Annotated in this window: 16 protein-coding genes; 4 read left to right on the top strand and 12 right to left on the bottom strand. The window is 41.2% G+C overall.

All coding sequences use genetic code 11. The features are described from left to right. Window positions 1-36: 36 nt before the first annotated feature. Window positions 37-846, bottom strand: a complete 810-nt coding sequence (suhB, locus tag F542_RS07355; protein ID WP_015432133.1) for an inositol-1-monophosphatase — start codon at window positions 844-846, stop codon at window positions 37-39. 214 nt (window positions 847-1,060) lie between these two features. On the opposite strand from suhB, the gene F542_RS07350 reads away from it, so the two are divergent. Then, complete coding sequence (locus tag F542_RS07350) at window positions 1,061-2,047, top strand: TrmH family RNA methyltransferase (RefSeq protein ID WP_025267206.1); 987 nt, start codon at window positions 1,061-1,063, stop codon at window positions 2,045-2,047. A gap of 61 nt (window positions 2,048-2,108) precedes the next feature. On the opposite strand, the gene F542_RS10780 is transcribed toward F542_RS07350, so the two are convergent. The 11 genes from F542_RS10780 to gloA form a co-directional block, all read right to left on the bottom strand. After that, complete coding sequence (locus tag F542_RS10780; RefSeq protein WP_025267205.1) at window positions 2,109-4,541, bottom strand: Mbeg1-like protein; 2,433 nt, start codon at window positions 4,539-4,541, stop codon at window positions 2,109-2,111. A gap of 168 nt (window positions 4,542-4,709) precedes the next feature. Continuing rightward, window positions 4,710-5,015 carry a DUF4298 domain-containing protein gene (locus F542_RS07340; protein ID WP_025267204.1) on the bottom strand — a complete coding sequence of 102 codons (306 nt, stop codon included), beginning with the start codon at window positions 5,013-5,015 and terminating at the stop codon, window positions 4,710-4,712. Window positions 5,016-5,019: 4 nt separating this feature from the next. Beyond that, complete coding sequence (ruvB, locus tag F542_RS07335) at window positions 5,020-6,024, bottom strand: Holliday junction branch migration DNA helicase RuvB (protein ID WP_025267203.1); 1,005 nt, start codon at window positions 6,022-6,024, stop codon at window positions 5,020-5,022. Window positions 6,025-6,033: 9 nt separating this feature from the next. After that, window positions 6,034-6,639, bottom strand: a complete 606-nt coding sequence (gene ruvA, locus F542_RS07330) for a Holliday junction branch migration protein RuvA (protein WP_025267202.1) — start codon at window positions 6,637-6,639, stop codon at window positions 6,034-6,036. Window positions 6,640-6,769: 130 nt separating this feature from the next. Continuing rightward, window positions 6,770-7,537 (bottom strand): spermidine/putrescine ABC transporter permease PotC, encoded by a 768-nt coding sequence (gene potC / locus F542_RS07325; protein ID WP_025267201.1) that lies wholly within the window; start codon window positions 7,535-7,537, stop codon window positions 6,770-6,772. Beyond that, window positions 7,537-8,397 (bottom strand): spermidine/putrescine ABC transporter permease PotB, encoded by an 861-nt coding sequence (potB, locus tag F542_RS07320; RefSeq protein ID WP_025267200.1) that lies wholly within the window; start codon window positions 8,395-8,397, stop codon window positions 7,537-7,539. Before potB ends, potC begins: the two co-directional genes overlap by 1 nt. Continuing rightward, a complete protein-coding gene (potA, locus tag F542_RS07315) occupies window positions 8,384-9,496 on the bottom strand; it encodes a spermidine/putrescine ABC transporter ATP-binding protein PotA (RefSeq protein WP_015432141.1) in 1,113 nt (370 codons plus the stop codon). Before potA ends, potB begins: the two co-directional genes overlap by 14 nt. Before the next feature lie 246 nt (window positions 9,497-9,742). Next, window positions 9,743-12,538 carry a lactoferrin/transferrin family TonB-dependent receptor gene (locus F542_RS07310; RefSeq protein WP_025267199.1) on the bottom strand — a complete coding sequence of 932 codons (2,796 nt, stop codon included), beginning with the start codon at window positions 12,536-12,538 and terminating at the stop codon, window positions 9,743-9,745. Window positions 12,539-12,615: 77 nt separating this feature from the next. Continuing rightward, entirely contained in the window at window positions 12,616-14,364 is a 1,749-nt protein-coding gene (locus tag F542_RS07305; RefSeq protein WP_025267198.1) for a transferrin-binding protein-like solute binding protein, read from the bottom strand. 305 nt (window positions 14,365-14,669) lie between these two features. Then, window positions 14,670-15,317: a ribonuclease T gene (gene rnt, locus F542_RS07300; protein WP_025267197.1), complete on the bottom strand. Its 648-nt coding sequence runs from the start codon at window positions 15,315-15,317 to the stop codon at window positions 14,670-14,672. Window positions 15,318-15,391: 74 nt separating this feature from the next. After that, on the bottom strand, window positions 15,392-15,799 hold the full coding sequence (gloA, locus tag F542_RS07295; RefSeq protein ID WP_025267196.1) for a lactoylglutathione lyase: 408 nt from the start codon (window positions 15,797-15,799) through the stop codon (window positions 15,392-15,394). 82 nt (window positions 15,800-15,881) lie between these two features. On the opposite strand from gloA, the gene F542_RS07290 reads away from it, so the two are divergent. Genes F542_RS07290 through F542_RS07280 form a run of 3 tightly spaced genes read left to right on the top strand, consistent with a single transcriptional unit; the run spans window position 15,882 to window position 19,632 of the window. After that, on the top strand, window positions 15,882-16,706 hold the full coding sequence (locus F542_RS07290) for a hypothetical protein (protein WP_025267195.1): 825 nt from the start codon (window positions 15,882-15,884) through the stop codon (window positions 16,704-16,706). Continuing rightward, window positions 16,706-19,435, top strand: coding sequence for a YdbH family protein (locus F542_RS07285; RefSeq protein WP_081733479.1), 2,730 nt, complete (start codon window positions 16,706-16,708; stop codon window positions 19,433-19,435). The genes F542_RS07290 and F542_RS07285 overlap by 1 nt, the downstream gene beginning before the upstream one ends. Then, entirely contained in the window at window positions 19,432-19,632 is a 201-nt protein-coding gene (locus F542_RS07280; protein WP_025267193.1) for a YnbE family lipoprotein, read from the top strand. The genes F542_RS07285 and F542_RS07280 overlap by 4 nt, the downstream gene beginning before the upstream one ends. Window positions 19,633-19,777 lie beyond the last annotated feature (145 nt).

The raw sequence follows: 19,777 nt of genomic DNA, 5'->3' as shown, positions 1-19,777 counted from the left end.
TTGATAATAGGCATGTTGCCCATTATCAATGTTGAATTATTTTAGATCTTCTGTCAGCACGGGCTGAATGCTGGTTAAGACTTCTTTTACAACTCTGCCGCTACCAGCTACTAAGTTACCTGAAGTTAAATAGTCAGTGCCACCAACAAAATTGGTCACTAGCGCACCTGCTTCACGCGCAATGAGATCGCCTGCGGCACAATCCCAAGGCTTGATGCCAATTTCAAAATAGCCATCGACACGATTACTTGCCACATAAGCTAAATCTAAGGCAGCAGAGCCAGTACGGCGGAAATCCGCAACACCATTATTCATTAGTGCCTCAACCATATTTAAATGCGTAGCACGGTATTGTGTTGCTTTAAAAGGAAAACCAGTTGCTAGAATTGCGCCATTTAAATCACGGCGTTCAGTGTCAATACGCAGACGGAATTCATTGAGTTTAGCCCCTTCTCCACGTACTGCGGTAAAGAGCTCGTTACGGATAGGATCATAGACAACACCTACTTCTGTACGCCCATTCACACGTACAGCAATAGAGACACAGAAATGAGGCAGGCGTTTTACAAAGTTAGTTGTACCATCTAGTGGATCGATAATCCATTGTACATCAGTATTATCACCAGCATTTAAGCCCGATTCTTCCGCAATGATTGAGTGATCAGGATAAGATTTGCGGATCACTTCAATAATTGCTTCTTCTGCAGCCTTATCAACCGCAGTCACATAATCATTTTTACCTTTTTGAACAACTTGTGTTTCTTGCGGGGCTTGTTCATAACCTTTGGCAATAATATTGCCTGCTTTTCGTGCTGCACGAATAGCGATATTTAACATTGGATTCATATTTCCACCAGATTTTAAAGAACGATATAAAGGGCTGAATTATAGAGAAAGTTTAAGAATAAGGGAATAACAAGCAGTGAAATTTGCAGAGAAATTTACAAAAGCAGCTATCAGTAAATGCCCTCTTTCTGCTATACTCCCAAGCCAGCTAGCATCAAGCAGCTTTGTAAAAAAGGCACTTACGTTTGATACTTTAACCTTCCACAAAGATCCAATTATGAATAAATTTAACTCAAATAATACCCCCCGTTTTAAAACGCTAGAAGAAAAACGCACCCCGAAATTTAAATCTGAAGCACGCCCACAAACTGCGCGAATGCCAGAAAAACGTGAAAAAGCCACGACTATTTATCCGGCACAAGCGCAAAAAGTAGGCAGGAATGGCACGGTTCAAATCTCGGTAAAAGGTGGGCAAGCTAAGGAGAAAAAAACAGGCCCTCTTTCACCACGAGCGCCAGAAAAAATCCGTAATAATCGTGCAACTGAGATGAAAGTATTTGGTGAAAACGCATGTTTGATGCTGTTCCAACAGCGCCCAGAAGCCATTGTTCGTCTATGGGCAACGGTGGAGATGGCGAAAAAATCTGGAGCACTGTTGAGCTATCTCGCCGAACAAAAAAAAGCTTATCATGTTGTTGATAATGAAGAGATGGCAAGAGTAACGGGAACCGAGCATCATGGTGGCATCTGCTTATTAGTGAAAAAGGCCACACCATTTTCATTAGAGGGTTATTTACAAATTCCTCGTCAGCGTGATTGCCTTGTGTTACTAGATGGTGTGAATAATGCTCAAAATATTGGCGGTATTATTCGTACCTGTGCGTTTTATGGTGTGAAAGGTATCGTGGTTGAAAATAATGATCTGCTGAATTCTAGTGCAGCGGCACGTGTTGCGGAAGGCGGGTTAGAGTTTGTACATGCACTAGAAACCAAGCATAAGCAAATTGCCTTAACACAGTTACGTAATGCAGGCTATCAGGTTGTACATTTAACTCAACAAAAACAGGCAACAGCATTGGCAAAAACAACATTAGCGGCTAAAGCTGTGTTTGTGTTGGCTGAGCATGTATCAAATGATATTGAATATAGTGAAGATACAAATGTGCAGCTCTCTTTTGCCAACCCATTGCATAGCGGGTTAAATGTGGCAGTAAATGCAGGTGTGTTACTTGCCAGTTGGTATCAACAACATATTTTGTAATTTCCAGAAAAAAATGCACCGCTTGTATGCAAGCGGTGCATTGTGGGCAATAATTTGCAAATTAGATTAATTCAAATTGTTGTATGTCTAACGCCAATCCTTGTTCAAAGGTCGCAAAGTGTATATTGCTATAGCTTAATTTCCCAGAATTTTGATCGTATTGGAACTGGCTACTGTCAGCAAAAATATCTTGTGCAAAGAGTAGCTTATCTTGGCTAGGATCAAAGTCGTTTAGATAAGCAATCGCGCCATTATTTAGAGAGTTAAACTGGATACTATCGTTGCCAGCAAGAGTATTAATTAAGACAGAGCCACTGCCGACCTCAATAAGATCATTATGCTCGGTGGCATTAATCCAAGCAAGATTATTCTCATGTGTAATATCTTCATCGATTAAAATGCTTGGAAGAGATTCAATAACTTCTGATACCGTATAAAGTACACCATCAGCTTGTTGGCTTGGGGTGAATACCAGCCCTTTGATCGTACTAACATCTGCTTCAATGACTTCTGCCGTGACTAACATTGGGGTAGTGTCGAAGTGCGTTTCGCCTGAATCTACTGCCCAAGGTGTTTCGGCGCTATTTAGGGCATTGGCATTCACTTTAATTTCAATTGCATCAGCAATGCCGTCGCCATCGGTATCTTTTAAATGGATATCAGTGCCGATTCGTGCTTCTTGGTAATCGCTTAAACCATCGGTATCGCTATCATCATGTAAATAGTGATTATCCATACGATAACCTTGTGTAAATGCAGCTTTAAGTTCTCCGTGCTGATCATAAAAGCGTACCATTTTGTGTCTTGTCATCGGATCTGAATTTGCGTCATTTAAATCAATTACTTCACTGTTTTCATAACCACCTAAGCCTTTTGCTAATGCGCTTAAAGCATCTTTATTTGCGGCGGTTAGTCCTCCTATCAAGCCCGCGGCGGTAACCCAAGCCAAACCGCCGGTAAATAAGCCCGCGATTAAGCTACCAATTGTTGCAAATAGCCCAGTGTTAGAGATTTTAGCAGCAAGATCAGCTGCGCCATCATAGACCATTTCACCTTTAATAATATAAGAGCTAGTAATGTTATAGCGTTCACCATCAACCCCAGTTCTTGACCAATCATCGCTTAATTGGCGTAGTTCTATCGTGGCTTTTTCATTCGGTAAAGGGACAGGATTAAACAGGGCACTATGCTTGAAACTATCTTGTAATGCTTGACTGTTTACCACCGATTTAGTGGAAAAATATTGTGCTAAATAACCACCTAAAGAATGACCTGTCGCATAAATATTCTCTGCACGGTACTGTGCAAGGCTATCGGCAAGTTGATCTAAATATGTAGCTTGGGTCGGAACATTGCCGTTATAAATTTTTATATCCGCAGTTAAATCGTTTAATGCGCTTGTGCCGCGGAACGCTACAATAATATTTTGGTAGCTGCCGTCTGGTTTTGCACCATTGCCGAATACGGCATATTGTAAGCCAGAACCCGGTGAGCCAAAGTTTAACAGTGTCCAATGCTGAGTTAATAAATCTAAATCAACGTTTGCCACATCAGTATCGCCTACTTTAATTGAGCCGTCAGCTAATTCTTTTTTGATCAATGTGGTGTCATTTTGATTAAAAGCCGCAGTGAGTGAGTTTTTAGATTCATACGCCAAGGTTGAAAAAATGCGTAAATCACGATCAGAGACATTCCACATGCTAGGAGAGCGATCAAGTAGATCGATGATACCATCACCATCGCTATCAATTTGATAAGCGTCTGCAATTGCCTGCTGAACTTGCTCATCGGATAAATCCTTAATATAGGCTTCAGCGCCAGCGAGTAAACCGGCAAAGGCTGGATGGGATTTATCAATATAGATAATTTGTTCGTTATTGGCAGAATCTAATTCTTGTGCGTTATAGGTTTTATATTGAATATTAGCTAGATCCAGCGCCGTTTCTCCCTTATGCGTTAAAACATCACCATTAGGATAATAAATTTTTGTGGTAATGATGCTAGGCTGCATTACTTCGTTTGGTACTTCAGGTTCTCTCTGCCCATCGGGTTGAGCAGGTTTATTGGAGCTGTGCTCGTTTTGGGGGGGGAGGGTATCCTGAGTATCGGGAGGATTATTGGGAGAGGAAGAAGGAGTAGGTTCGGTAGCAGACTTTACAGTTTCTGAATTATTTGGTTTTACGCTATTCTCTTTAGGCGAGGAGGAGGGTTTACTACTTTGAGCAGTACTGACCGCAAATGCTGTTCCTCCTGCGGCGACTAAGGTGCCTGCTAGCCAAGTAAAGGTAGAGCTCTCCGATTCTGCCCCTTCTACATGTATGATCTCTTCTGCTTCGATAGGTTCTGGTGTAACCGCTTCAACCACGGCTGGTTCATTGTGGGTGGAATGGGAAATGTATTTTACCTGTGAGGGATTAAAATTAATCCCCGCTTCAGAGTCGTTTTCTTTGGATTCTATTATATTTTGGCTAAACGTGTCAGATTGGTTTTCCATTGTGTTGCTTCCTTTATTAAAAAAATGACAAAATAGTAACAGGAATCATCAAGAAAACAAGGCTTAACCGCCGTTTATTATGGCAGCTAAGCGGTTGTTTTCTCATAATATTTTACAAAATTTGCCTAAGCTAATGCTCTAGGAACATCAACATGCCTTCGCGGAAGGTTATTCTGGGTATTTTGAAAAGCTAGTTTGCAATATTTCATCTAATTCATCATAGAGTGCTTTATGATCACTTAAGGCATTCCATAACGCATCTTCTGATAAAATGCTGTAATTCCCTTGCGTATCGAGTATTTCATCAAAATGTTCATGTAGCTCTCGCCAAGCAGGGCTGGCATAAAAGGCTGACAGTGGTTTCAGGAGCCTTTCTGCTTGTTGCCATTGCGCTATGCTTTTTTCTAATTCGGGTACCAGCTTAACCCATTGATTATAAAGATCTTGTAGCTTTTGTATTTCTTCTTTTTTCATTGCATTATTCAACTCGTGTTAAACCAAAATGAGCATAAGTACGGTTAGTTGCAATTCTTCCCCGTGGAGTACGCTGCAAAAAACCCTGTTGGATTAAATAGGGCTCTAGCACATCTTCAATGGTATCGCGTTCTTCACCGATTGCCGCTGCCAGATTGTCTAAACCGACCGGCCCACCATCAAAGCGTTCAATAACGGCTGAAAGCAGTTTTCTATCCATAAAATCAAAGCCTTCTTTATCGACATCGAGCATTTCTAGGGCTTGCTTTGCAATATCTGATGAAATGATGCTGTTGTTACGTACATCAGCAAAATCTCGTACACGGCGGAGTAAGCGGTTTGCAATACGCGGCGTGCCTCGAGAACGGCGCGCAATTTCGTAGGCGCCCTCCGGAGAAAGATTAAGATTTAAACAGCTTGCAGAACGACTAACAATAGAACTGAGATCGTCTACAGAATAAAATTCTAATCGTTGCACAATGCCAAAGCGGTCTCTCAAAGGCGATGTGAGTGAGCCTGCGCGAGTTGTTGCCCCAACCAAGGTAAATGGAGGCAGATCAAGTTTAATAGAGCGTGCTGCAGGGCCTTCACCAATCATAATATCAAGCTGATAATCTTCCATTGCAGGGTAAAGTACCTCTTCAATTGCTGGTGATAGGCGGTGAATTTCATCGATAAACAGCACATCATAAGGTTCGAGATTGGTCAGCATTGCAGCTAAATCGCCCGCTTTTTCAAGCACAGGCCCTGAGGTGGTACGAATATTTACGCCCATCTCATTCGCAACAATATTAGCTAATGTGGTTTTACCTAAACCTGGCGGGCCAAAGATCAAGAGATGATCAAGAGCATCATTTCGGAGTTTGGCTGCTTTGATAAAGATCTCCATTTGCTCGCATACAGAAGGTTGTCCAACGTAGTCGCTGAGCATCTTTGGACGAATTGCGCGGTCTATAGCTTCTTCTTCCGCTCGCGGACTGGCGGAAATAATACGGTCGGCTTCAATCATGATTTATATTTATAACGAATTTTTTAATGCTTCGCGGATTAATTGTTCCGCAGTCGCGCCAGCTTTATTGACTTTCTTAATCATTTTTTCGGCGTCATTTGGTTTATAGCCCAGTGCAATTAAGGCGTCACAAGCTTCATCAGCAGGGCTATTGGCTGTCTGAGCAACAAGATGATCGCTTGATTGTTCAATAAAGAAATCATTTTGAGATACTCCTTTGAATTTGCCTTTCAGTTCAACCAGCAAACGCTCTGCGGTTTTTTTACCCACCCCTGGGATTTTGGTGAGTTTTGCCAGCTCTTCTTGTTCAATTGCTGTAGCAAATTGAGACACAGACATTGCAGATAAAATAGCCAGTGCCAGTTTAGGGCCTACACCGTTGGTTTTTATTAATTCACGGAAAAGAGTTCTATCCTGTTTTTGTGCAAAGCCAAAGAGTAGATGGGCATCTTCGCGCACAACAAGATGAGTAAAAATGGTCACTTCTTCATTAAGTGAGGGAAGATTATAGAAACTGGTCATTGGCAGTAAAACTTCATAGCCTACGCCATTAACATCTAGCACCATCTCAGGTGGGGATTTTTCGAGAATTTTACCGTGTAGTCGTCCAATCATTATTCGTTTTGTTGAGTAGAAAAGTGCTAAGGATAGCGGAAAACTGTATAAATGAACAGAGCAAGCGGTAGGATTTTTGCAAAAAAATGCAAAAAATAACCCGCTTGTTGAGCGGGTTATTGAGTTCTAATTAATCTTTCTTACGCAGTACGAGCTGGCTTAATACCACCAAAGCAAGCGAGAAGATGATCATAATCGTAGCAAGTGCATTCACTTCAGGTGTCACCCCTGTTTTTACCAATGAGAAAATCTTCAGCGGTAAAACTTCATAACTTGCACTCGTTACAAATGAGGAGACCACCACATCATCAAGAGAAATCGTAAAGCTTAGTAACCAACCAGAAATAATAGCTGGTAATAGCAATGGTAATAAGATCTTACGCAAAATCGTGGTTTCACTTGCGCCTAAATCTTTTGCCGCTTCAAGCATTTTGCTATCGAAATCGCTTAAACGTGATGAAACGGTTATCACTACATATGGCAAACAGAACGTGACGTGTGCCAATAATAATGACCAGAAACCAAGCGATACGCCAACCAGCATAAATAGCGCTAATAGCGATACTGCCATTACAATATCAGGCGACATCATGACGATAAACAACATACCACCGACAAATTGTTTCCCACGGAAACGGTAGCGGTATAGTGCAATCGAAGTTAATGCCCCGATAATGGTTGCTACCGTTGCCGAGAAAAATGCAATGGTAATGGAGTTCGTTGCGGCTTGTATTAACGTTGCGTTATTAAATAAACGTTCATACCAGTTCCAGCTAAATCCTTTCCAACTTAAACCGTAACGGTCTGCATTAAAGGAGTTTACTACCAAGATAATAATTGGAATGTACAAATAAGCGTACACCAAAAACATAAAAAGGCTTTTAAATACACGTCTCATTACTCTAGCTCCACCTTTTTATTCATCAATTTATTTGCACGGTAGTAAATGTATAACATCAATGCCATGAGAATGGTTAAAGCAATACTAATTGCTGAGCCAAATGGCCAGTTGCGGGTCACTAAAAATTCACTCTTAATAATATTACCCACTAGCAATACTTTCGCGCCACCTAAAAGGTCGGCGACATAGAACATTCCCATTGCAGGTAGCAATACGAGCAAGCAGCCAGCAACGATCCCCGGCATAGTTAAAGGAATAATCACTTTAATAAAACGCTGAAAGGCATTTGCCCCTAAATCTTTTGCCGCTTCTAATAAGCGTCCGTCAATTTTTTCAATTGAAGAGTAGAGTGGCAAAATCATAAATGGTAATAAAATATAGACTAAGCCAATGACAACAGCGACTTCCGTATTTAAAATACGAATTGGTGTATCAATTACCCCAAGCCACAATAACGCTTCGTTTAGCAGCCCTTTTACCCCAAGGAAAATCTTCATACCGTAAATACGGATTAACGAGTTGGTCCAGAATGGCAATACCACCAAAAAGAGCAAGAACGGGCGATATTTTGCGGGGATTTTGGCAATCATAAAGGCAAATGGATAGCCAATAATCAAGCAAATCACCGTTGCAATCCCCGACATATAAAGCGAGTTCCACAATACTTTGGAGTAAAGAGGATCAATTAAACGCTTATAACTATCTAGCGAGAATGTAAATTCAATCAGATTGCTACTGTCTTTGGTCATAAAGCTGGTAAAAAAGACCAATAAATTCGGTACTAATACAAAGAAGATTAACCAGCCAAAAATCACGGCGACAGTAACATTTTGGAATTTGTTACTACTCATTTTCATCGTTGAGTACAACCTCCCAACCTTCGTGCCATGTTAAGGCAACTTTTTGTCCAACTGAGTGATCAATATGCGGATCATCTTCATTGAAGAACTCGCTGACCAGTACTTTCATTTGGTTGTGATCTAACACGATATTAGATTCAAGTGTCATACCTTTGTAAGTACGGTCGCTAACATGTCCGATAATCGCTTTTGAACTTTCGTTTTCGTCTAATTCTTCAATCACAATATCTTCTGGACGAAGCAATACTTTCACTTTTTGGCTTGGTTGAACATCAAGTTTGGTATAGATTTCGCAGATGCGTCCTTCCACATTCGCTTTTACACGTTTTTCATCGATACGTTCAATCACGGTTGCATCAAAGACGTTGATTTCACCGATAAAACGAGCCACGAACAAGTTGGTTGGATCTTCATAAATCTCTTTCGGGCTGCCATCTTGCTGCACTTTACCTTTATTCATCACGATAATCCGATCAGACATAGTTAATGCCTCTTCCTGATCGTGGGTAACAAAGATAAAGGTAATGCCTAACTGGCGTTGCAGTTGTTTCAGCTCGTGTTGCATCTCTTTACGCAATTTATAATCTAATGCAGAAAGGGATTCATCTAATAACAACACTTTTGGCTGATTAACCACGGCTCGGGCAATAGCAATACGTTGCTGCTGACCACCAGAAAGTTGTGAAGGTTTACGGTTTGCCATTTCTTCCAAACGTACCATGCGTAATGCTTCCATAACGCGAGGTTTAATTTGATCATTCGGTACTTTTTGCATACGCAAGCCAAATGCCACGTTTTCAAAAATGGTCATATGAGGGAAAAGCGCATAGCTTTGGAAAACGGTATTTACTGGGCGTTGTTCTGCTGGAATATCAGAAACATCTTGTCCATCAAGAATAATCGCACCATCGGTTAATTCTTCAAAGCCGGCAATTAGGCGGAGTACGGTTGTTTTACCACAACCAGAAGGGCCAAGAATGGTAAGAAATTCACCATCATTAATCGTGAGATCTAAGCCATCGATAATCGTTTTTTCGCCATAACGCTTGGTAATAGAACGAAGCTCAATAATCGGTTTCTGCTCTAACTTTTCCATTTATTTTTGTTTTCCCCCTAGGGCAATGTTGAGAAAATGTAAAAAAACTGACGTAAAAGACGTCAGTTTGAGGTGTTTTTAAATAGTGGCTAATGATATAGCGAATAGCTATTTAATGAAAGTAAAATTTAAGCATTTTCCGTTATTGAATATCACAATGCTTAAGCAAGCGGTCATTTTTAATCGGTATTTTACCAATTCCTAAAATAATATTGGCGGGTGAATGACCCGCCTATTTGTGTTTAATCAGAATTTCATTTCAAATGCCAAACTGAAATTCCGCCCTGGGGCGGCAAATCGAGTGTAATTGCTACCTCGGTCTTGGTTTACTGCATTCACACCGGATTGGCGCACTGATTCCCAAGTAGAATATTTACGATTAGTCACATTATAAATTCCTCCACGTAAGGTGTAGTTTTTATAATTGATGTAGCCGGTAATATCATGGGTGTACCAAGAACCGGTAAGTTTGCCACCTAAATCAACGCGATATATGCCGTGATGACGTGTGCCTGCCACCTCATCGGCTTTTTTAGCTTTGGAATAGGTGGTGGTAATACCAATTCCCCATTTTTCTTCTGGGTGATCGTAGCCGAATCCAAGCACATAGCGTGCTGGCTGAATCGCATCTAGAATAGGATCGTTTACGCTATCGAGTCTTGAGTCGGTTAGTTTCCGCTCTTTTACTTTTACACGGTTATAAGCAACTGATGAATAAAAACCATCTGGCAGCATAGATAAAATACCGTGTAAGTCAAATTTAGCGACTAAATTTATCCCGTTTAGTGCTACATCTTGAATATTATGGTAGTTAGAGAAACAGTGTGATTTTTGTATTATTCTTTTACATGCTGTCGCAATCATATTTTTATAGTTATTACGGAAATAGCTCACATCAAGGTAACCAAATTGACCTTTAAAGCTAACTCCAATCTCATGATTAGTCGATTTTTCTGGCTCTAACTGGTGGCTACGTTGCTCGCGTTGCACATATTCGTTATCTTTAAGCCCAATATGATCACGTTTACCATAAAGTTCATAGAATGCAGGCACTCTAAAACCGTTTGAAATGCGATAAGAAAGCGATACAAACTCTGTTGGTTTAAGCGTAATCCCGCCATTCCAAGACCAATTTCGATAAGTTCGGCTAAGTGTCCACGGATCATCAGATTTAAATCGATGTTGATCAAAACGCACCCCTAATCCCAAATCCACATACTCGCTTATCACTAGATCGCGGAAGCTAACAAAATGGCTATCGCCTTTAATTTTACGCGGTTCACAGTTTATGATGTCGCCGTGTGTATTATTACACAAAGATACCGTTTCAATACTGCGTGGATTGCGACGATAAATATATGGATTATCTAAACGCCCTCTACCGCGGTAGCTGGTATAACCGCCTTTGGTATATTGGGCAGTCATATCCCCATGATCCATAAGCGAATTAAATCGATCAAAGCCCAACCCTAAATTCAGTTTGTGGGTTTGCTTAAATACGCCTTGACCAGCATTTAGCGCTTTATCAAATTCTAAATGAATGACACGATGCTTTTCTTGGTAATTATTACGCTCAGTTCGATACATCGACCAAGATTTATCCAAAGTCGGACGACAGTTTTTATCTACTACAGGGTAATCGCTACAATGTAAGCGATGTAGCCGGCTATATAGTTCAATATCTTGTTTATCCGCACTGAGTTTAATGTTATCCAACCAGCGATTATTCTCTGGTGTATATTGATAGTTAAATCCTAAACGACGTTTGTGGTGACGTTCATCAAAAAACTTCACATGGCTATAGCGCAACCCATAAGGGATCCTTCTATCGAACACTAAGCCATCTAAAATATTATCCCCTTCATAAACAGAAGAGTTCTTACGTGATAAGTTGTCTACCCTGATATTAATATCGTCTTTTGTATAGTAAGCTGGCGTTTGCATATCACGGATATCGTAGCGTTGTTTTGTATCTTCTAAGATTGCGCCAAGATAATGAGACGAGTTAAAGTGATAGCCAAACTTCATAAAAACAGAATTACTCTTGTAATCTAAAGGGTTTGGTGCAATGCGATCTTTACCGGTATATTCTTGGGCTGAGAGCTGCTCAGTGCGATAAGGAATCTGCTCAAGCTGTTTACGCTCTTCAGGCGTATATTCCGGAAATGTTCTCACTGGGAAATTATCGCGGTTCAACTTAGGCCTTGCACGAGGAGTACAATCTAATGTTGGGCAAGTATCTTCCACAATAAAAAAAGATCCTCCAGGAGCATTCTGTGCGGAACCTGGGTAAAGATCGTAGCGATTTTCAAAGCCGGTTATACGCCGAATATTATGTTTTAATTTATTTGCCTCGGAATGAATTTTGGTCTCTTTACCGTGTCGGTGAGTTGCAATAACAAGTGCTTCAAAACCACCCGCCTCACCAGCCGCTGCGATAGACTGTAAAAAATGGCTATTTTTGCTGGCATAAGAGGTCTTACTATCTAAGCCCCAATGCTGCCCCTCTTTAATAATATCCTGCGCATCTTTAGTACGAAAACCAATAGCACCACCTAGCGCACCAGAGCCATATTCCGCAGAACTTGCTCCTTTGCTTAACTCAATTGAACGAATGTTTTCATACTCAATCTCATTAATTGCACCACCATTAGCATCTGAACCTAGCGTATGATAATGCTGCGCTTGTGGTAGCCCATCAACGAGCAAGCTGACACGGTTTTTATCTACACCTCGAATGGCATAGCCACTACTTGCACCGCGACCTTGTTCCACCACCGAAATACCGGGGTCATAGCGAGTTAAATCACGAATACCAAGAATTTGATTTTTACTCATTTCGTGATAATTTTTCACTACTTTCCCCAAGCCAGTTACTTCGTTTTGACGTTCGTGAGCGTAACGGCTTTCAGTTACAATGACTTCGTCTAGTTCAAGTCGTTCTGTATTCGTATTTGTTTGCGTATTGGCAGACACCGTAGGTGAGATAAGTGCAGCAAAAATGGCAGCACTCAATGGGTGATAAGCAAAGTTTTTTTTCATTCTCATTGTCTCCTTAAATATTCTGTATTTTTATTGCATAAATAGACCGCTTACGAACAAGCAGTCATTTTTCGCTATTATTTTTCAATTTGTCGTTTGCCAGCAAAGGTGATGCTAACTTTATCCTTGCTGTTACTATCATGCACAATTCCACCAAGCTCTAAAGCATTTTTACCGTAGAATGCTCCCTCGAATTGGCTATCAACATGTATGACGGTGCCTCCCCAAGTACTTTTTGGATCAAGATTAAAACCTGAATCACTGGTTTTAGCTGTGCCAGCAAAACCATTGGCTTTAATTTCGCCTTCAAGGGTGAGCATTGGACGCTCTTCAACACCATCATTAGCTATCAACTTGCCGTTGATTTTCTTATTGGCAAAATCTACATCAAACAGCGAGCGAGTGCCGCTTTCGCTATTGCTTGGTGACTCAGCTCCGGCAGAGCCGGCTTCGCTACGCATAATACCATTCCAAGTGCCTCGGTATTGCGCTTTGCCTGAAGGTAGATCTGCTACTGCAGTACGTTCCCCCACTAAATAAAGATGGGAACTGTCTTTATCATTCTCTTCACTGTAAGTACCAAATTTGACATAGTCTAAATTATTACAGCAGACAGAAATGCGATAGGTTTTGCCACCAACGGTGGGCATAACCAAATCATCAAATTTCATTTCAGCAAAGCTTTTTTTACCTTCTGCAATCAGAGGAATTTGTGTATTGTTAATCAGCAGATGGGTTGCATTGCCGAAAGTATCCATTTCTGATTTACTTAAATCTTTTAAACTCACTTTTAAGGCATCGAAGGCGCGCTCGCTGTCATTTTCTTGCGCATCGCGTTTACCAGCGAATACCACGAATATTGATTTATCATCAGCTAAGAATTTACCAGCAAGCTCTTGAGCATTATCACCAAAAAAACCACCTTCAAGCGTAGAAGAATCTTTTCCAAAGTAAGGATCTTCAGTGTTTCTAGCATTGGCTTTACCACTAAATCGGTTACCTTGGATAGTGGCATTAATATCGTAAAGAGGTGTGATTTTTTGTTCGTTGGTACGAGGTTTAACGTATCCATTGCGCACCAATGTGCCAGTTAGCGTTTTATTAGAGAAATCAGCGGTAAATTCACCGGTATGCCCCATCGGTTTTTCAGCATCATCAAGATTCACGTCTCGACTGTTTTCCGGTGTGGCACCAATATTTACCCCTGCTGAATTGGAGAAATATTGAGAATCTCTATCTTTTCTTGCATCGGTCGTAAAATCCCAATATCCCTTATAAATGGCTTTTTGAGCTGGCATTGCTTTGGCTGGATGTGTACCTAAATAGTACACATAACCATGAGCACCTGTCCGTAGCACTTCTTTATGCTTAATCTCTGGTTTTGCACCGGAATGTAATACATAACCAGAACGAACAAATTTGAAGTCTCGAGTATTGTGTCCATTATGCCCATCATGGGTATGGCTAAACCCCTCATCGTCATAACCGTATGCTTTTACTTCTTCTTCATACGGAATTTTGGTCAGATCTCCGGCAATTGGCGTTATTTCCCCTATCGGAGCAGTATTCTCATTAGCTTGTGGTAGCTGATTACGGCGTGGAATTTTGGCTGAAAAACCAAAGCCAGGTTGTAATAAAGCAGCGGCTTCGGTGTTATTTATGGTACGTCTTGCGCTACTATTGTCATCTTGTAAGCTGGGTTTTGGTGAGTCTGGTTTATTCGATTCGACTTTTACCGATTGCACATCAAAACTACCACCATTTGAAGTGCAGGCGCTGAGTAGTGCAATATTCAATAGCACAAAACGGCTTTTGAGTTTAAACATAGTGTCTCCCTTATAAAAAAATAATAAATAAAAATCATTCTTATTCTATTGGTTGTGTAAACTTATGTAAAGGGGGGACTTCGTTCTTTAGATGAAAATTAAACCTTTGCGCGTAGTGCATCGATGGTATAGCTTTCGCAAGCGGCTATCAGGGATATGAAATGGCTGTATTTAGATGAAATTGCAAGCGCCTATTTAGAAACGAAGGCTTGCTTTTGGGGTGATATTGTAAAGGGGAAATCGCGAACAAGTATTGATGGCACTCGTCTTTGAGGAGTGCCTATCATGGAAAAAATAGTTTGTTGTTATTCAACGGAGAGCGGAAAACCGCCTAAATCTTTTAAACGGTTTACCATCGCACAAAAAAGTTCGGCAGTGCGTTCGGTGTCATATAAAGCAGAATGTGCTTGTTTACCGTCAAATGGAATTTTTGCCATTTGGCAGGCTTTCACCAGCACCGTTTGTCCATACATAAAGCCCGCGAGAGTTGCGGTATCAAACATAGCAAAAGGGTGGAAGGGATCGCGCTTAGCATTGATACGTTTGACAGCCGCGTGTAAAAAGCCTTGATCAAAGGCAGCATTATGCGCCACGATCACTGCGCGCTGGCAGCCATTGGCTTTCACCGCTTTACGTACCATTTTAAACATTTCAATAATGGCGATCTCTTCAGGCTGAGCATTACGCGTTGGATCTTCAATATTAATCCCATTAATTTTTAACGCTTCAGGATTAATGTTTGCGCCGGCAAATGGCTGGATATGGCTATGATATTGTTGGTCTTGCACGAGATAGCCGTTTTCATCCATTTTGAGTGTAATTGCGGCAAGCTCGAGTAGCGCGTCCGTTTCGGCATTTAACCCCGCAGTTTCCACATCGATCACCACGGGCAAATAGCCACGGAAACGGTTTTTCAGTAAATTGTAGTCAATAGTTTCAGTTTGTTCGGTCATAACAAAAAAAGAACGGTTTTGCAAAATTTGGCAAAAATCTTACCGCTTGCAAAACCGTTACCAGAAAAAGAAAATTAGTTGCCTAATGCTTTATCAGCATCTTTATTTGCGATAAATTCAATTTTGTAACCATCTGGGTCTTCAACAAATGCGATGACGGTTGTGCCGCCTAGCACCGGGCCGGCTTCACGTGTAACCTTACCGCCTGCTTGGCGCACTGCTTCTACGGTTGCATAAATATCATCTACGCCAATCGCAATATGCCCATAAGCATTACCAAGTTCATAGCTTTCAACGCCCCAGTTGTAAGTCAATTCTAATACGGCGGTTTCGCTTTCATCGCCATAGCCTAAGAAAGCAAGGGTGTATTTGTATTCGGTATTCTCGCTTTGACGTAATAAGCGCATACCTAATACCTCGGTATAGAATTTGACAGAGCGTTCTAAATTCCCCACTCGTAGCATTGTATGTAAAATTCGCATAAATTAACTTCCCAAAAATAGAAAAAGGAGCGGGTATTATGGCATAATCCGCCTCTAAAATCATTTTTTCTCAAATAAAACTATGTCTCACGATCATGATACCCCTTCAAAATGGGAAATTTCGAGCCACGCGGCATTGCCGGTAGTGTTAATGCTCTTTATTCAAATGCTTGCCCATTATATTGGTTCGCCCGCGAATAGTATTTTCCTTTCTCCTTATTTAATTGCCTTTTTTGTTGCGGCATTGCTGGCATTGGTGGTGCTGTGGAAAGGGCAAATCTGTCCAGGGCAAAAAGGGCGCTTAGCATTTGTCTTGCCATTTTTAGCCGCTTTTGCCTTGGGGAATTTTCTCTATACTGTATTTTTTACCCCAAAACATATTTTGTTATCGCTGGCAAATTTAGCTGCCTTATTTATTCCTTTATTATATTGGCGCTTTCCAGATGATGAACCAATGCAAAAAATCTTTAGTTATCTTGGTTTTGCATTAGGCGCGATTGGTATACTGGCTTACAGTATTTGCTACTGGGTTGAATTACCCTCGCTATTAAACTGGGTAAGAGGCAACTATTTTGCTCAGATTCAGCTTGGCTTATTGCTGCTTGGTTGGTATATGATGTTAGCGAAAAGTCGCTTAGATGGCTTTTTTAAGTTATTGGTGCAACTAAGCCTTATTGTGCTGATTTTTAACTACATTTGGGTGATTTTTGTCTTATACCAAGAACTCAATATTATGCCAGAATTGGCGACCTTGCCTTATTTTGCTTTCTTTGCGCTGCAATTTGTCGTGTTAGCCATGTTGGCTTGGCTGCTTATTGGCAAACAGGGCAAAAATATTAAGAATCCTGTGGCGTGGACAGCCGCCACCTTCTTATCTATGCTTTATCCTCTCACTAATATTTTCTAATGATTATTCGGCGTACCTTGCTCATTTTGGCGGCACTGCTTGCGGTTTTACTCGCAAGTGGTGCGGCGTTAATGACCGGTAGCCAACTCTCCAGTGCGCTGAATCTGGTTTTGCCCGAAGAATGGCGCATTGAAACACCGCTTGGTTTAGAAGCTGATTTAGAAAAAGCGCAATTACCCTCATTTACTTTACATTATCAACATTGCCCGTTGTTAAGTGCAACACAGCTGAAGGTGCAATGGTGGCAAACTCAGCAGATTCAGCTACAAAGTGCCGAAATTGATTACTACTGTTTAAGCATGTTGCTTAGCCGTAATGCGCAGAGCAGTAGCGAGAACGCCTCTACCACATTAAGTTCTCTACTGGCTTTGTTGCCAGAAGGGGAAGCCGCGATAAAACAACTACATTGGAAAAACTTACCTGATGATTTATCCCCACATTTGCACGGGTTGCTGGCAAGCCCGAGTGAAATTCGTTTTGCATTTTTCCAGCAAAAACTGACCGCTTACATTGGGCAAGCTTTGTTGAATTTAACGGCTGAATTACAGCATAACCAGCTTGGCTTGCAGGCGCATTATCAGTTAGCCGATAGCGAGCAGCACCACCTTAGCGCACAAGCCACACTAGCAGACTCCTTAACACAGCTGCCGTTAAATTTAAACGCGACATATCGCTGGCAATTGCCCGAAACACGGATTGCCTTGCCGGATTTGCAGCAGGGCAATGCCCAATTAGTCTGGCAAACAGAAGATGATACGCTACAGGGCAATTTAGTGTTGCAATCGGCAAGCAACACACAAAATCAGCTGCACTTACCTTTTAAGCTAAATGCGCAGCACCTGCAAATTGAACAAGCAAGAATTGATTGGGATCTCATTCCTGAATTTCCGTTACGTGCTTTTATAAACGCCACATTCACACCCAAAAGTTTTCGCGTAGATGATTTATTACCCATTGAAACCGCCGTTCGTATTAGCTTACTTTCGCAAAATGCTAAAGGGAAAGGTAATGTGGTGATCAACAATCTCGCAGGAAGGATTGAAGCAGATAAGCTTTCGCTACCTTTGCAAATAACCGGCAATATCAAATACGATGACTATATTCTCTACAGCACTATCCCGTTGGATATCCAAGGCAGTTGGCAAGATCTCCAGCTGAAATTTTTGCCCAAAGCATTATTGCGTTTAACAGGGACAGAGCGCTTTTTAACCATTCACGATCTACGCTTTCCATTAGCGGGGATTCGGGTGGATAAATATGGTATTAGCGGGCGTTTGCAGTCGATTTTTCGTGGAGAAAGCCCGGATTTTAAAAATATTGAAATTCACTTAGATGGCTATGCAAAAAATTTCAAAGCTGGTGCGCTAAGCTTTTTTCAAACCCCGAATGAAAAAAATGCAGTAAAAGATCAGTGGAATTGGCGCTTTTGGGGCAACACACAATTTAATACGCTGAAAAGCCGGCTTAATGTAGCAGGGCGTGGTAACTGGCATAAAAATTTAATTCGATTAAATGAGTTTAAAGGCGAGCTGGCGCAAATCAAACAAAATGGTATTACGATTCCCAAAACCGAGCTCACACTGCAAAAGCCCATTAAATTTTGGTATGAACGCTTTGAGCTAGACGGCATCGTGCGCCTAACCGCCCCAAAAATTGCCTTTGATTACGGCGGCGAATTAGAACAACCCACAGCAGATCTCAGTTTTAACGGCGAAACGGAAAATCTTAAGCTTAAAGGTATATTGCATGCTGGTAAGCTCGGGCCGATTCGTCTGTTTGCGCGCCGTCATTTAACGGAAAATGCCAGTGATTTGATTGGACGGCTCTATTGGGCTGAACAGCCGGCGAATGTATTCCAATCGCTTTTTCCATTTCGCCATCATTGGGTGATTACTCAAGGCAGTATTAAAGGCGAAACAGCGTTCAGTGCGAATGCCAAACGCGGGCTGATTGCTGGGGGACATTTTGCCATTCGCCAAGGCGCGGTTTCTTTGCCCAGTGGTGAGCTAAAAGGCATTGAATTTTCCCTTCCTTATCAATTTAAGCAGGGGGCGTTTGCGCTGGGGTTAAAACAGCCTGTGGCGGTAAAAATTGCTGAGATAAACCTTGGCTTGCCGATTACAAATGTATCGGCAAAAGTGCAGGGCTATTATCCTTACACGCCACGTAAACCGCTACAACTGCGCGAACTTAGTATGCAGCTGCTTGACGGAAGCCTCAATGTCGAACGTTTTGCTCTGCCACAAACTCAGGTGGCGCAGCTTAATTTGTCGCAAATTAATTTGGCAAAAATTCTTGAGTTTGCACAATATCAGCAGATTAACTTAACTGGGCGTATAAACGGCAAATTTCCTTTCTGGCTAAGTGGTAAACCTTGTTATATTTGCAATGGCAGCATAAGCCAAAGTGGCAAATCACATTTAAAATTTACCCCAGAATTAATGCAAGCCATTCAAAAAGCGGGCTATACCGAGCGGATTTTGTCTTACACCGTGAATGACAGCCTGCTGAATGAATTTTCGGCAACTCTAAATTTAGCCACCAATGGTGATATGCAGCTAAACGCAAAAGTACGCAGCCAATTGGTAGAGCACCAAAACACGAAAATAAATATTCATTACCATCATCAGGAAAATATGTTTGCTTTATGGCGGTTGATTAACGCTGGCACGCAGCTGGAACAACGGCTGGAACATGAACTGTACAAAAAATTGGACGGAAACAAATGAAACACTTAGCAACCTTACTTTTTGCAAATTTTTGCCTATTTTTAAGCGCTTGCACTCCAAAGATTCAGCTGGAAACGCCCGAAGAGGGGATTACGATTAATATGCATGTAGTGGTGGATCACCGTATTGCGGTACAAGTGGACGAGAAATCGCGGGCGGTGATTCAAATAACAGATCAAAATGAACCACAAAAGTAAATTATTGTAAATAAAATGCGGGGATGTTATTAAGAATGATTTATTTTTAATAATAAATTAAATAACTTATTGATAAATAGTGAATATAGTTAATAAAAGAGGAATTAAAAAAATAGATTAAGTAAATTTGTGTAAAGATAATAAA

The sequence above is a fragment of the Bibersteinia trehalosi USDA-ARS-USMARC-188 genome (assembly GCF_000521725.1).
GTDB lineage: Bacteria > Pseudomonadota > Gammaproteobacteria > Enterobacterales > Pasteurellaceae > Bibersteinia > Bibersteinia trehalosi.
The sequence above is the reverse complement of the archived record's forward strand: the minus strand, read 5'-3'. Positions and strand labels throughout refer to the sequence as shown.